Origin of the sequence: Nocardia pseudovaccinii, from assembly GCF_050942345.1 — a bacterium.
Taxonomy (GTDB): domain Bacteria; phylum Actinomycetota; class Actinomycetes; order Mycobacteriales; family Mycobacteriaceae; genus Nocardia; species Nocardia pseudovaccinii.
Genome location: NZ_CP192074.1, coordinates 8498840 through 8511608, shown reverse-complemented (window position 1 = coordinate 8511608; position 12769 = coordinate 8498840). Strand labels below are relative to the sequence as shown.

At 63.1% G+C, this 12769-nt stretch carries 8 protein-coding genes and 2 rRNA genes; 8 read left to right on the top strand and 2 right to left on the bottom strand.

Translation table 11 applies throughout. The features are described 5' to 3' along the window. Positions 1–189: 189 nt before the first annotated feature. The 5 genes from ACQPZ2_RS38420 to ACQPZ2_RS38400 all read left to right on the top strand — a co-directional run bounded on the left by ACQPZ2_RS38420 (position 190) and on the right by ACQPZ2_RS38400 (position 6974). Positions 190–3322: ribosomal RNA gene (locus ACQPZ2_RS38420) — 23S ribosomal RNA — on the top strand. 122 nt (positions 3323–3444) lie between these two features. Next, positions 3445–3561 (top strand): 5S ribosomal RNA (gene rrf, locus ACQPZ2_RS38415). Between the two features lie 189 nt (positions 3562–3750). Further along, positions 3751–4500 carry a rhomboid-like protein gene (locus ACQPZ2_RS38410; protein ID WP_433522883.1) on the top strand — a complete coding sequence of 250 codons (750 nt, stop codon included), beginning with the start codon at positions 3751–3753 and terminating at the stop codon, positions 4498–4500. Between the two features lie 58 nt (positions 4501–4558). Continuing rightward, positions 4559–5245: an endonuclease NucS gene (nucS, locus tag ACQPZ2_RS38405; RefSeq protein ID WP_063047965.1), complete on the top strand. Its 687-nt coding sequence runs from the start codon at positions 4559–4561 to the stop codon at positions 5243–5245. Positions 5246–6665: 1420 nt separating this feature from the next. Beyond that, a complete protein-coding gene (locus ACQPZ2_RS38400; RefSeq protein WP_433522882.1) occupies positions 6666–6974 on the top strand; it encodes an ATP/GTP-binding protein in 309 nt (102 codons plus the stop codon). 719 nt (positions 6975–7693) lie between these two features. On the opposite strand, the gene ACQPZ2_RS38395 is transcribed toward ACQPZ2_RS38400, so the two are convergent. Together ACQPZ2_RS38395 and mce are read right to left on the bottom strand one after the other, a co-directional pair. Next, positions 7694–8698, bottom strand: coding sequence for a hypothetical protein (locus tag ACQPZ2_RS38395; RefSeq protein ID WP_433522881.1), 1005 nt, complete (start codon positions 8696–8698; stop codon positions 7694–7696). Positions 8699–8784: 86 nt separating this feature from the next. Beyond that, positions 8785–9258, bottom strand: coding sequence for a methylmalonyl-CoA epimerase (mce, locus tag ACQPZ2_RS38390; RefSeq protein ID WP_433522880.1), 474 nt, complete (start codon positions 9256–9258; stop codon positions 8785–8787). A gap of 197 nt (positions 9259–9455) precedes the next feature. Here mce and ACQPZ2_RS38385 point away from each other — a divergent pair, with 197 nt between their 5' ends. The 3 genes from ACQPZ2_RS38385 to ACQPZ2_RS38375 all read left to right on the top strand — a co-directional run bounded on the left by ACQPZ2_RS38385 (position 9456) and on the right by ACQPZ2_RS38375 (position 12013). Continuing rightward, positions 9456–10634: an acetyl-CoA C-acetyltransferase gene (locus tag ACQPZ2_RS38385; RefSeq protein ID WP_063044703.1), complete on the top strand. Its 1179-nt coding sequence runs from the start codon at positions 9456–9458 to the stop codon at positions 10632–10634. Positions 10635–10731: 97 nt separating this feature from the next. After that, positions 10732–11100 (top strand): DUF3817 domain-containing protein, encoded by a 369-nt coding sequence (locus ACQPZ2_RS38380; protein ID WP_433522879.1) that lies wholly within the window; start codon positions 10732–10734, stop codon positions 11098–11100. Positions 11101–11161: 61 nt separating this feature from the next. Next, positions 11162–12013 carry a tetratricopeptide repeat protein gene (locus ACQPZ2_RS38375; RefSeq protein WP_433527632.1) on the top strand — a complete coding sequence of 284 codons (852 nt, stop codon included), beginning with the start codon at positions 11162–11164 and terminating at the stop codon, positions 12011–12013. Positions 12014–12769 lie beyond the last annotated feature (756 nt).

Below are 12769 nucleotides of genomic sequence, written 5' to 3'. Positions count from 1 at the left end.
CGAGTCTTCGATCGCGGTGAATATATCGACACACTGTTGGGTCCTGAGAGAACAGACGTTCTTTCCAGGCAAGATAACGATCCGCTCGGGTTTTCTGTGAAACCGCCAGTGATTCTGGTCAGGTCCTGAAGTTCAATTCGGTGCGGGTGTGTTGTTTGAGAACTGCACAGTGGACGCGAGCATCTTTGTTTGTAAGTGTTTAAGAGCGTACGGTGGATGCCTTGGCACCAGGAGCCGATGAAGGACGTAGGAGGCTGCGATAAGCCTCGGGGAGCTGTCAACCGAGCTGAGATCCGAGGATTTCCGAATGGGGAAACCCAGCACGAGTGATGTCGTGTTACCCGCATCTGAATATATAGGGTGTGTGGAGGGAACGTGGGGAAGTGAAACATCTCAGTACCCACAGGAAGAGAAAACAATAGTGATTCCGTGAGTAGTGGCGAGCGAAAGCGGATGAGGCTAAACCAGGAGCATGTGATAGACGGCAGTTGTTGTGTTCTTGGGGTTGTGGGGCTCACTTTCTCGATTCTGCCGAGTCGAGCGACAGTCAGAAAAGTGCGTGTTAGTCGAAGTGGTCTGGAACGGCCCGCCATAGACGGTGATAGTCCGGTAGGTGAAAATGCGTGCTCTGTTGTAGTGGGTGCCCGAGTAGCAGCGGGCCCGTGAAATCTGCTGTGAATCTGCCGGGACCACCCGGTAAGCCTGAATACTCCCTGGTGACCGATAGCGGACTAGTACCGTGAGGGAAAGGTGAAAAGTACCCCGGGAGGGGAGTGAAATAGTACCTGAAACCGTGCGCTTACAATCCGTCAGGGCCTGCGAGTGACTTTGTTGCTGTGGGTGATGGCGTGCCTTTTGAAGAATGAGCCTGCGAGTTAGTGGCATGTGGCGAGGTTAACCCGTGTGGGGTAGCCGTAGCGAAAGCGAGTCCGAATAGGGCGTTTGAGTCGCGTGTTCTAGACCCGAAGCGGAGTGATCTACCCATGGCCAGGGTGAAGCGACGGTAAGACGTCGTGGAGGCCCGAACCCACTTAGGTTGAAAACTGAGGGGATGAGCTGTGGGTAGGGGTGAAAGGCCAATCAAACTCCGTGATAGCTGGTTCTCCCCGAAATGCATTTAGGTGCAGCGTCACGTGTTTCACACCGGAGGTAGAGCTACTGGATGGTCTAGGGGGCCTACAAGCTTACCGAAATCAGCCAAACTCCGAATGCCGGTGTGTGAGAGCGTGGCAGTGAGACTGCGGGGGATAAGCTTCGTAGTCGAGAGGGAAACAGCCCAGATCGCCGGCTAAGGCCCCTAAGCGTGTACTAAGTGGAAAAGGATGTGGAGTCGCGAAGACAACCAGGAGGTTGGCTTAGAAGCAGCCATCCTTGAAAGAGTGCGTAATAGCTCACTGGTCAAGTGATTCTGCGCCGACAATGTAGCGGGGCTCAAGTACACCGCCGAAGCCGCGGCATTCACACAATACATCCGCCATAGATTACGGTTTGTGGTGCAGTGGTGTGGATGGGTAGGGGAGCGTCCTACAGCCATGGAAGCAGCAGCGTGAGCTAGTTGTGGAGGCTGTGGGAGTGAGAATGCAGGCATGAGTAGCGAAAGACGAGTGAGAAACTCGTCCGCCGAATGACCAAGGGTTCCTGGGCCAGGTTAATCCGCCCAGGGTGAGTCGGGACCTAAGGCGAGGCCGACAGGCGTAGTCGATGGACAACGGGTTGATATTCCCGTACCCGTGTATCCGCGCCCAATGGCGAATCAGTGGTGCTAAGTATCCAAAAGCGGACCTATCACCTTCGGGTGAAGAGAAGTGGCTGCATACGACCCCTGCTGTAGTAGTCAAGCGATGGGGTGACGCAGGAAGGTAGCTGGGCCAGGTAATGGTTGTCCTGGTGTAAGCCTGTAGGGAGAACGGTAGGTAAATCCGCCGTTCATATATCCTGAGAGGTGATGCGTAGCCGATTGAGGTGAATTCAGTGATCCTATGCTGCCGAGAAAAGCCTCTAGTGAGTTGGTACACGGCCCGTACCCCAAACCGACACAGGTGGTCAGGTAGAGAATACTGAGGCGATCGAGAGAACTGTGGTTAAGGAACTCGGCAAAATGCCCCCGTAACTTCGGGAGAAGGGGGACCATGTCTGGTGAACGGATTTACTCCGGGAGCTGGGGGTGGTCGCAGAGACCAGAGAGAAGCGACTGTTTACTAAAAACACAGGTCCGTGCGAAGTCGTAAGACGATGTATACGGACTGACGCCTGCCCGGTGCCGGAAGGTTAAGAGGACCGGTTAGCCAGTAATGGCGAAGCTGAGAATTTAAGCCCCGGTAAACGGCGGTGGTAACTATAACCATCCTAAGGTAGCGAAATTCCTTGTCGGGTAAGTTCCGACCTGCACGAATGGCGTAACGACTTCTCTGCTGTCTCAACCACAGACTCGGCGAAATTGCATTACGAGTAAAGATGCTCGTTACGCGCGGCAGGACGAAAAGACCCCGGGACCTTCACTATAGCTTGGTATTGGTGTTCGGTACGGTTTGTGTAGGATAGGTGGGAGACTGTGAAGCGGGCACGCCAGTGTTTGTGGAGTCATCGTTGAAATACCACTCTGATCGTATTGGACCTCTAACCTCGGGCCATGATCTGGTTCAGGGACAGTGCCTGGTGGGTAGTTTAACTGGGGCGGTTGCCTCCTAAAATGTAACGGAGGCGCCCAAAGGTTCCCTCAGCCTGGTTGGCAATCAGGTGTCGAGTGCAAGTGCACAAGGGAGCTTGACTGTGAGAGTGACAGCTCGAGCAGGGACGAAAGTCGGGACTAGTGATCCGGCACCGGCAAGTGGAAGCGGTGTCGCTCAACGGATAAAAGGTACCCCGGGGATAACAGGCTGATCTTCCCCAAGAGTCCATATCGACGGGATGGTTTGGCACCTCGATGTCGGCTCGTCGCATCCTGGGGCTGGAGTAGGTCCCAAGGGTTGGGCTGTTCGCCCATTAAAGCGGCACGCGAGCTGGGTTTAGAACGTCGTGAGACAGTTCGGTCTCTATCCGCCGCGCGCGTCAGAAACTTGAGGAAGGCTGTCCCTAGTACGAGAGGACCGGGACGGACGAACCTCTGGTGTGCCAGTTGTCCTGCCAAGGGCACTGCTGGTTAGCTACGTTCGGAAGGGATAACCGCTGAAAGCATCTAAGCGGGAAGCCTGTTCCAAGATGAGGTTTCTCACCACCTTCGAGTGGTTAAGGCCCCCTACAGACCATGGGGTTGATAGGCCAGAACTGGAAGCCCGGTAACGGGTGTAGGTGACTGGTACTAATCGGCCGAGGACTTACCAACGAAGAAGCTACGCGTCCACTGTGCGGTATCTGAAACAACACACAGACACTGCAGCAGACGGTTCGTGAGGGTTTATGCCCTCGGGGACTTGTCGCGTTGTTGTGTGGATAGTTTCATAGAGTTACGGCGGCTATAGCGGTGGGGAAACGCCCGGTCCCATTCCGAACCCGGAAGCTAAGGCCACCAGCGCCGATGGTACTGCACTCGACAGGGTGTGGGAGAGTAGGACACCGCCGGAACATCCTTGCGAAAGGCCCCCAACACCAGTTGGGGGCCTTTTTGCTTTCATGTCTTCTTTGTGTGCTGTACACCACGAGGTTTCGGAGCAATCTCACAGGGAACAGTCACCCTATGCGGCGCTCCGGCGTTCATCATGGAGAGTGACAGTAAGTAGTAATCAGCGTCGGCATGCTCGATAGGAGCGGTCGATGCGCATGGAGGTGTTGATGGTCGCAGCGACGACAACCGCCGACCGCGCGCCGGTCGATCCCCTCAGACCGCTTCGCTCGCGCTGGTGGCAGCTGAGGCTCCCGGCGACGTTCGGATATCTGGCGGCTCTTGTCGCTGTCACAGCTGTCTTCTCCGCGATGAGTGAGACCTCGCAGGCACGGGTGGTGCTGCACGCGAGCACGAATCTGCACAATCTGCTGAATGGCCGGGTGGGCACCGTGCTCTCGAGCGCACTGGTGATCGGCGATGTCAGTGCCGCCTGGGTGCTGATTCCATTGCTCGGTTGTCTGCTCGCACTTGCCGAACTGCGCTTCGGCGCGGTCCATATGGTGCGGGTGTTCCTGGCTGGACATATCGGTGCCACGCTCCTTGTCGCGGCCGGTCTCTGGATCGCGATCGAGGCCGATTGGTTGCCCACGAGCATCCGCTGGGCGCAGGACGTCGGCGTGAGTTACGGCGCTATGGCATTGGTCGGGGCGATTGTGGTCGCCATTCCGCATCGCTGGCGAATCGCTTGGTCGACGGTGTGGTTTCTCGTCGCGGCCGAGGGCGTGCTGATCGAACAGACCTTCACCAATGTCGGTCACCTGCTGGCCTTCTGTATCGGAACCGGGGTCGGCTTCGGCATGCTGCGCGCGAAAGCGGCATCTACTCGGCGGCTCACCCGGATCGAATCCGGTCTGCTCGCCGTGAGCGCGTTCCTCGCGGCAATTCTGCTCATGGGCTGACCGCCGACGCTGCAGGGGTGACGCTGGGCCGGGCCGGGCGTTCCCCTACAGTGCTTGGGTGCGCCTAGTGATTGCTCGCTGTCAGGTCGACTACGTAGGGCGACTCACCGCCCATCTCGCGATGGCCCGCCGATTGTTGCTGATAAAAGCGGACGGATCGGTCCTCGTGCATTCCGATGGCGGCTCGTACAAGCCGCTGAACTGGATGAGCCCACCGTGCTGGTTGGAGGAGCGCGACGGTGATGCGGTTCCCGAGGGGGCGAAGGCCTTCTGGGTGGTTACCAATAAGGCGGGTGAGGAACTGCGCATCACCATCGAGGACATCGAGCACGACTCCGCGCACGAGCTGGGTGTGGACCCCGGTCTGGTGAAAGATGGTGTGGAGGCCCATCTTCAGGAGCTGCTCGCCGAACACGTGCAGACCCTCGGCCCCGGCTACACACTGATCCGCCGTGAGTACATGACCGCGATCGGTCCGGTCGACCTGCTCTGCCGCGACGCCGACGGTTCAACCGTGGCCGTCGAGATCAAGCGGCGTGGTGAAATCGATGGCGTCGAACAGCTCACCCGCTACCTCGAACTCCTGAACCGGGACCCGCTCCTTGCCCCGGTCGCCGGTGTCTTCGCCGCCCAACAGATCAAGCCCCAGGCCCGCACCCTCGCCGAGGACCGGGGCATCCGCTGCCTGACCCTCGATTACGACGCCCTACGCGGCACCGAGAGCAACGAATTCCGCCTCTTCTAGCAACCCCTCGGCGCACGAGTTCGCCTGCGGCGCATGAATTCCTCGCCGCGCACCGGTTTGCCGCCGCTGCGTGTGAGTTTGCCCGCCTGTACGTCGGTTCGTGCGCCACGCGTGAGCTCGCGCGCTGCCGATAGATTCGCCAGGCAAGGGTGGACGGCGCGCGAGGGTGTTGAGCGGGAAGGCACGGACCGTGCCTCTGGTATGCGAGGTCATCGGCGGTTCGTGACGTCGCCCGCAGTACTTTAGCTTCGGGAGCCGCGGGTGGCTTTGCTGGCCGTGCAGGGGTTGCCTGCTGCACGAGCTCATGCGCCGCGCATGGATTCGCCGGGCAAAGGTGGACGGCGCGCGAGGGTGTTGAGCAGGAAGGCACGGACCGTGCCTCCGGGGCGTGAGTTCGTGGTCGGTACGCACGTTCGGTGGCCGCGCATGCCTTTGCTCGCTGCATATGAGCGCATTGCATACGGATTCGCCGGGCAACGTGCACGCTGCGGGAGGCGGGGCGTGGGAAGGGGCCGACTGCGCTCCCGGTAGGTGAGGACACCGGCTGTGCGTGACGTCGCCCGCGGTGGCGTTGCTTATGTTCGGAGCCGTGCATGGCTTTGCTCGCCGTGCACGGGGGTGCCGGTGTGCACGAGTTCGTGCGCCGCGCATGGATTCGCAGGGTAAACGTTGAGGCGCGGGAGGGTGCTGAGTAGGGAGGGACGGACTGTGCCGTCGGTACGGGAGTTCGGCGTCGGTGCTTGACGTCCGCCCGCCGTGGTTATGTGTTGGCGGCCACGCATGGCTTTGCTTGCCGCGCATTTTGTTTGTTCGCCGGGCACGGTTTTGTTCGCCGCCTGTGGGTTGCCCGCACGAGTTCGTGCGTTGCGCGTCGATTCGCTGCGCCAGCATGGGCGGTGCGGGAGGTGTTGCGTGGAAGGGACGGAGTGCGTCCCGGGCATGGGAGGTACTCGGCGGTACGTGACGTCGTCTGCAGTGCGTATGTTCGGCGGTCGCGCATGAGTGTCCGCGGCGGACGGGTTCGTGCATTGCGCGCGCCGCGGCGGATGCGTTCGTGCGCTGGGGATGAGTTTGGCGGGCGCACAGTGGTTTGTCGGCGCACTGGTTTGGCCGCCGCGCACTGGATGGCCGCTGCGTATGACTTTCCCGCTGGGCATGGTTCGTGGGCAGGGGTAGATGCGCGGGCTGGGCGTGGATTTGCGGGCTGGGCGTGGATTTGCGGGCTGGGCGTGGATTTGCGGGCTCGGCGTGGATTTGCGGGCTGGGTATGGCGGGCTGTTCGTTGGCTCGGGTGTGCGCATGGATTGGTCGGGCATTGGCTTGCGCGGCGTAGGTAGTGCGGGGGAAGGGGTGTGGGTGGTGCGTCGGAAGGATGGACTGCGCGCGCTGCGTGAAGTAGGCCACGACCTAGGCTTATGGGATGCCCCGACGGAAACCGCGGACGGAACGCCAGGTGGGCCGCTCGCAGGAGGGCAACCCGCCGATCGGCGATGTCTTCGGTAGGCGGGAGGCCGGACCGGACAGCGACGACACGTACATCGTGCGAACCATCCCAGGCAGCCGGGCCGTCAAAACCTATCGCTGCCCCGGCTGCGATCACGAAATCCCGCCCGGCGTAGCACATATCGTCGCCTGGGCGGTCGACGACGGCGAAGACGACCGCAGGCACTGGCACCGCGGCTGCTGGAACGGCCGCCGCACCCGCCGGATCACCCGCCGCTGGTCCTGAATCCCACTGCGCCTCAGAGCAACCCATTGCGCCCCTGGATCGCCAGTGCACACCCCGCGTAGACGGTATGCGGCCACACAAACGGTGCGCGTCCAAGTCAGCAGGTGCTTGGGTTAAGGGTGCCCGCAGGGTGAGTCTGCGGACTGACCGGGCGCGCCTACAGACAGTGGGCTGCTGCGGGCAGTGCGCATCTGTGGACGGGGTAGCGCTTGCGGCAAAGTGCGGACTTCCGGCCTGAAGGCGTACCTTCGCCCCGAGGGGGCACTTACCAGGAAGAAGCGGGGCACCTGCGGGCAGGAGTCCTGCGTCCGAGGTTGTGCAGGTCGCATGTGCGGGTATATGGCCGCGCCTGGGAGGCGAGGGGCTGAGTATCTCTGGAAAAGCGGATGTCGTCGTGCCGTGCACGGCATCGCTGGTGGCCACATGAGTCCACATCGGAAGCCGGGACGCGGCACCCGGTCGTCAGGCGGCCGGAGCTTCCGACAAGACTGTGGATCTCCTTTGGGCTGAACATCTCTGGGGTTGCCAAGGGCTGCAAACCCGAATGTTCCAGGGGCTCTGGGCGTCTCGATTGGCCGGGATGTCTTTCTGGTGGGCTGTGTCCCGTATCGCGGCAGTTTCCGGCTACTCGGGACATTAGGAAGGCCGCCCCGGTATGGGGCGGCCTTGGTGTGAATTCGGTTGGGGTGTTGCGTTTGTCGCCGCTCAGCCCGCCGTCGTCAGTTGGTGATTTCGGCGTTCTCGCGCTCGTCGGCGTCGATGTCGTCTTCCTCGGCCGAGAGCTCGGGGATGGCCTTGGCGCGCGAACCGCCGGTGACCGACTTGGTGCCGCCGCCGATGGACTTGCGCTGATCCGGAACCCCGTCCAGCAGTTCGCTTTCCCGGTTGACGGCCGCGAGCATGGCGGGCACCGAGTCGAGCTGGCCGCGGATACCGAGCAGCTGGGCGAGCACCCGGCCGCGCAGCACGCGCATCTCCTCGGCGAGTTCCTTGGCGTGCGCGATCTTGCGCTCGGAGGTCTGCGTGGCGGAGGTGATGAGGCGGTTGGACTCGTCGGTCGCGTCCTTGATCCGCTGAGCGGCCTCGGCGCGGCTGGTGGCCTCGAGCTCCTCCATGGCGCGGGTGAGCTTGGTGCGACGCTCCGCCATGGTGGCCTCGAAGTCCTGCTGGGTCGCCTTGCGCTTGGCATCGGCTTCCTTGCCGAGGCGGTCGGCCTCGGCCTGAGCGGCCTCGATGATCTTGGCGGACTCGGTACGCGCATTCGCCAGGGTCTGCTCGAATTCGATTTCGAGCGCCTCGCGCTTCTCCTTGGTCTCGGCGAGCAGCGATTCGTACTTACCACGCATTTCGGTGGCCTGCTGCTCGGCGATCGACACCATTTCCGCCGCCTCGGCCTGCGCGAGCGCGCGGACCTCGGACGCCTCGTCGGACGCCAGGCGCAGCATCCGGGAGATGCGGTCGGACATGCCTTCCGCAGTGGTCGGCGGAACCGAAAGGCGATCGACTTCCTTACGGAGCTCGTCGATCTCGTCCCGCGCGTCCTCCAGCTGGCTGGCGAGGTTACGGGCTTGCGCCGCAGCGGCATCCCGATCTGTGGCGGTGACCCTTAACTCGGCATCGAAACGGTCGAAGTAGTTGCGTACCTCGTCTTGCGCATAACCCTTGCGCACAACGGTGAAGGGCAGTGCAACGAAGCGATTGCGATCGGACTCAGGTGACGACATGGCACACAAACTACAGCCTACTTGCACCTCATGGTGACTCGACCGCGAATGTGATGCGGACGAGTTTTTCAGGCCCGATCTTGATACTAGTGCGTAACATTCGCGTTGGGTTCGACCAACTCGATCAGCACACCGCCAGCATCCTTCGGGTGAATGAAATTGATGCGGGAATCTGCGGTTCCGTGACGGGGGGCGTCATACAGCAAACGCAGACCTCGATCACGAAGATACATGGAGACGGCCTCGATATCGGTAACGCGATAGGCGAGTTGCTGCAGGCCCGGTCCGCTGCGGTCGATGAACTTGGCGATGGTGGAGTCCGCGTTGAGGGGCGCCAGCAACTGCAGGGCAGTCGCGCCGTCCGGTGCACCGGGCAATGACAGCATCGCCTCGTGCACACCTTGGGCCTCGTTCACCTCCCGATGGGTCTCGATCATGCCGAGATTGTCGGCATACCAGGCAATTGCGGCATCCAGGTCGGGTACCGCGATACCCACGTGGTCGACGGCGATGACGTAGTCGCCGGGGATGAAGTTCGACGGGTCGATAGTGTTGCTCACCCCTCGAACGTAGCGCCTGATCCGACACAGTCGGCTGGAGGCTGTCATCAGTCCCTTGCGCTTGGCCGAGCGTAGGCGAGGGCACCGCCTACCTGGGAGGGGGCGTTCGGGTAGGACAAGCTACCGTTGGGTACAGAGGTTGACGTCGCGGGTGCTCGGTGCGCGACGCTGTTCGATCAATGAATGCGAGGCTCGTCGTGACCACAACCGTGATCGTTTCCGGTGCGCGTACCCCGGTCGGTCGGCTGCTCGGGGGTCTGAAGGACTTCACCGGTTCCGACCTGGGCGGTTTCGCCATCAAGGCGGCGCTGGAGAAGGGCGGCGTCGCGCCGGAGCAGGTCGACTACGTGATCATGGGCCAGGTGCTCACCGCGGGTGCTGGGCAGATCCCGGCCCGGCAGGCAGCGGCCGCCGCGGGGATTCCGATGGATGTGCCCGCGCTGACGGTGAACAAGGTGTGCCTGTCCGGTATCAATGCGATCGCGCTGGCGGATCAGCTGATTCGCGCGGGCGAGTACGAGATCGTCGTCGCGGGCGGTCAGGAATCCATGAGCCAGGCCCCGCATCTGCTCGAAAAGAGCAGGGAGGGTTACAAATACGGCGATGTGACGCTGCGCGACAGTATGGCCTACGACGGTCTGCACGACATCTTCACCGATCAGCCGATGGGTGCGCTGACCGAACAGCGCAACGACGCCGAGCCGGTCAGCCGCGAGGATCAGGACGCGTTCGCGGCGGCCTCGCATCAGCGTGCGGCGGCGGCGTGGAAGAACGGCGTCTTCGATGACGAGGTGGTCCCGGTCTCGGTACCGCAGCGCAAGGGCGATCCGATCGTGGTGAGCACCGACGAGGGCATTCGCGCGGACACCACCGTCGAATCGCTGGCCAAGCTGCGCCCGGCCTTCCGCAAGGACGGCAGCATTACCGCGGGCACTGCCTCGCAGATCTCCGATGGCGCGGCCGCGGTGGTCGTGATGAGCAAGGAGAAGGCGCAGTCGCTCGGCCTGAGCTGGATCGCCGAGATCGGCGCCGCGGGCGTGGTGGCCGGTCCGGATTCGACCCTGCAGGATCAGCCTGCCAATGCGATCGCGAAGGCGTGTGCGCGCGAAGGCATTTCGCCCGCCGAGCTGGATCTGGTCGAGATCAACGAGGCGTTCGCGGCGGTCGGCATCGCGTCCACCCGCAAGCTGGGGATCGATGCGGAGAAGGTGAACGTCAACGGTGGCGCGATCGCCATCGGTCACCCGCTCGGCATGTCCGGTGCGCGCATCCTGCTGCATCTGGCGCTGGAGCTGAAGCGGCGCGGTGGCGGTATCGGCGCGGCCGCGCTGTGCGGTGGCGGCGGTCAGGGTGACGCGCTGATCATCAAGGTGTAATTCCCGGCTCCGCCGGCCCGGATCTACGGGGTCGGCGGAGTTCAGGTGTGACCGGTTCAACTACGACCCGTCGTAGCAGTCCGGCACAATGGTGGTCATGGGCAATTTCTTCGACTTGAGCACCGTGGCCAAGCGGTTCCGCTTCATCGCCGTGCTGGAGGCGATCTCCTGGGTTTTCCTGATCGTCGGCATGGTGTTCAAGCGCCTCCCCGAACCGGTGCTGTGGCCGGTCAAGGTGTTCGGGATGACGCACGGCATCATCTTCGTCCTTTTCGTCATCACCGCGATCCTCGCGGCCCGCGAGCTGGCCTGGAACACAAAGACCACGGCGCTCGCGTTGCTGTCGAGCATTCCGCCGTTCTTCACGGTCCTCTTCGAGGTGTGGGCGGTGCGTGCGGGCCAGCTCGGTGAGCTGAGCGACGTGACTTCCGTCGACTCCGGAGCCCCGGCCTCGGTCACGCCGTGACAAACTGGAAACCGTGACTCGACCCGCTGCCCGCCGCCCTTCGCCAGCCGTCGCCGCCGCCATGTCAGGTGCGGTGGATCTGTCCAGCCTGAAGCAGCCCCCGGCCGGTGCGTCGGGCGCGGGAGGCGGCGGCGACTACGCCGTCTCGGAGGCGGATTTCGAAACGAAGGTGCTGCGCCGGTCCACCCAGGTGCCGGTGGTCGTCGTGCTGTATTCGCAGCGCAGCCCGGGCAGCGTCGAACTGGTCCGGACGCTGGAGCGGCTCGTCCAGGAGGGCGCGGGCGCGTGGGATCTGGCCACGGTCGAGGCCGAGGCCAATATGCGGATTGCGCAGGCCTTCGGTGTGAAGGGCATTCCGACGGTGATCGCGGTGGCCGGTGGCCGCCCGCTCGCGGATTTCGAGGGCGCCCAGCCGGAGCCGCAGGTCCGGCAGTGGTTGAGCGCGGTCGTCGAGGCGGTCGGCGGGCAGCTCGAGGGCGGTGAGCAGCAGCCCCAGGCCGTAGAGGACCCGCGTTTCACTGCCGCGGAGGCCGCGCTCGAGCGCGGCGACATGGCCGGTGCCGAAGCGGCCTATGAGGCCATCATCGCTGCGGAGCCGGGCAATGAGGAGGCAAAGAACGCGCTGCGTCAGGTGCGTTTCCTGTCCCGTGCCCAGACCATTTCGGACTCCGCGATCGCCACGGCCGATGCCGATCCGGCCAATGTCGACGCGGCCCTGGATGCCGCCGACCTGGAGATGATGAGCCAGCAGCCGGAGGCCTCGTTCGACCGGTTGATCGCCGTGATCAAGAAGACGGCCGGCGATGATCGAACCAAGGCGCGCACCCGGCTACTCGAACTCTTCGAATTGTTCGACCCGGCAGAGCCTTTCGTGGTTGCTGCCCGCCGCAAACTGGCTGCCGCGCTGTACTGACCCGGGCTGCTGCGGCGCGCATGGCATCGGCGGATCGCCTGCGCTGATGGAATCGCCAGGCACTATTCGCCGACCGCAGCCGTGCGGTCGGTTGCCGGGCGGTCATCTGCAACGCACCGGCCCAGCTGAGCGCCGGGACCTGCGGGACTGGCGCGGCTGAGCGCTGCGGGTGGCTTGCGGCTCGCTCTACCTGTGTGGTGGCCAATGACTCTGGTGCGGGCTGGATCGCAGGTGTTCGGAGCTAGCGCCATGGTGGCTGAGGGCCGGGCTCAGGGCTGCGGCTTTGCCTGCGCGACTCACCCGGGTGGCCTGCTCAACCTAGCGTGTTGTGGCTTATGTCTTTGGCACAAGCCAGATCGCGGTATTCGACGCGAGGGCCACGGTGGCCGACGCCGGGGTCGGCGCCGCGGTTCGGCCTGCTCGAATCACCGCGTGGTGGCCTGCTCGCCTATCCGTGGCGTGGCTTATGTCTTTGGCGCGAGCCGGATCGCGGTGTTCGGGACCGGCGCTACTGGGGCCGAAGCCGGGCTGAGCGCTGCGGGGTGGCGCCTGCTCGACCTGCCCGCGTGGTGGCTTATATCTCCGACGCGGGCCAGATGGCGGTATTCGTGGTCGGCTACTGGGCTGAAGTCCAGGCTGACGCTTGCGGGGTGGCTCGACCACTGCGTGGTGGCTTATGTCTTGGGCGTGAGTTCGATCGCGGTGTTCGGGATCGCGCTACCGGCGCCGTAGCCATGCTGAGCGCTGCGCGGTGGC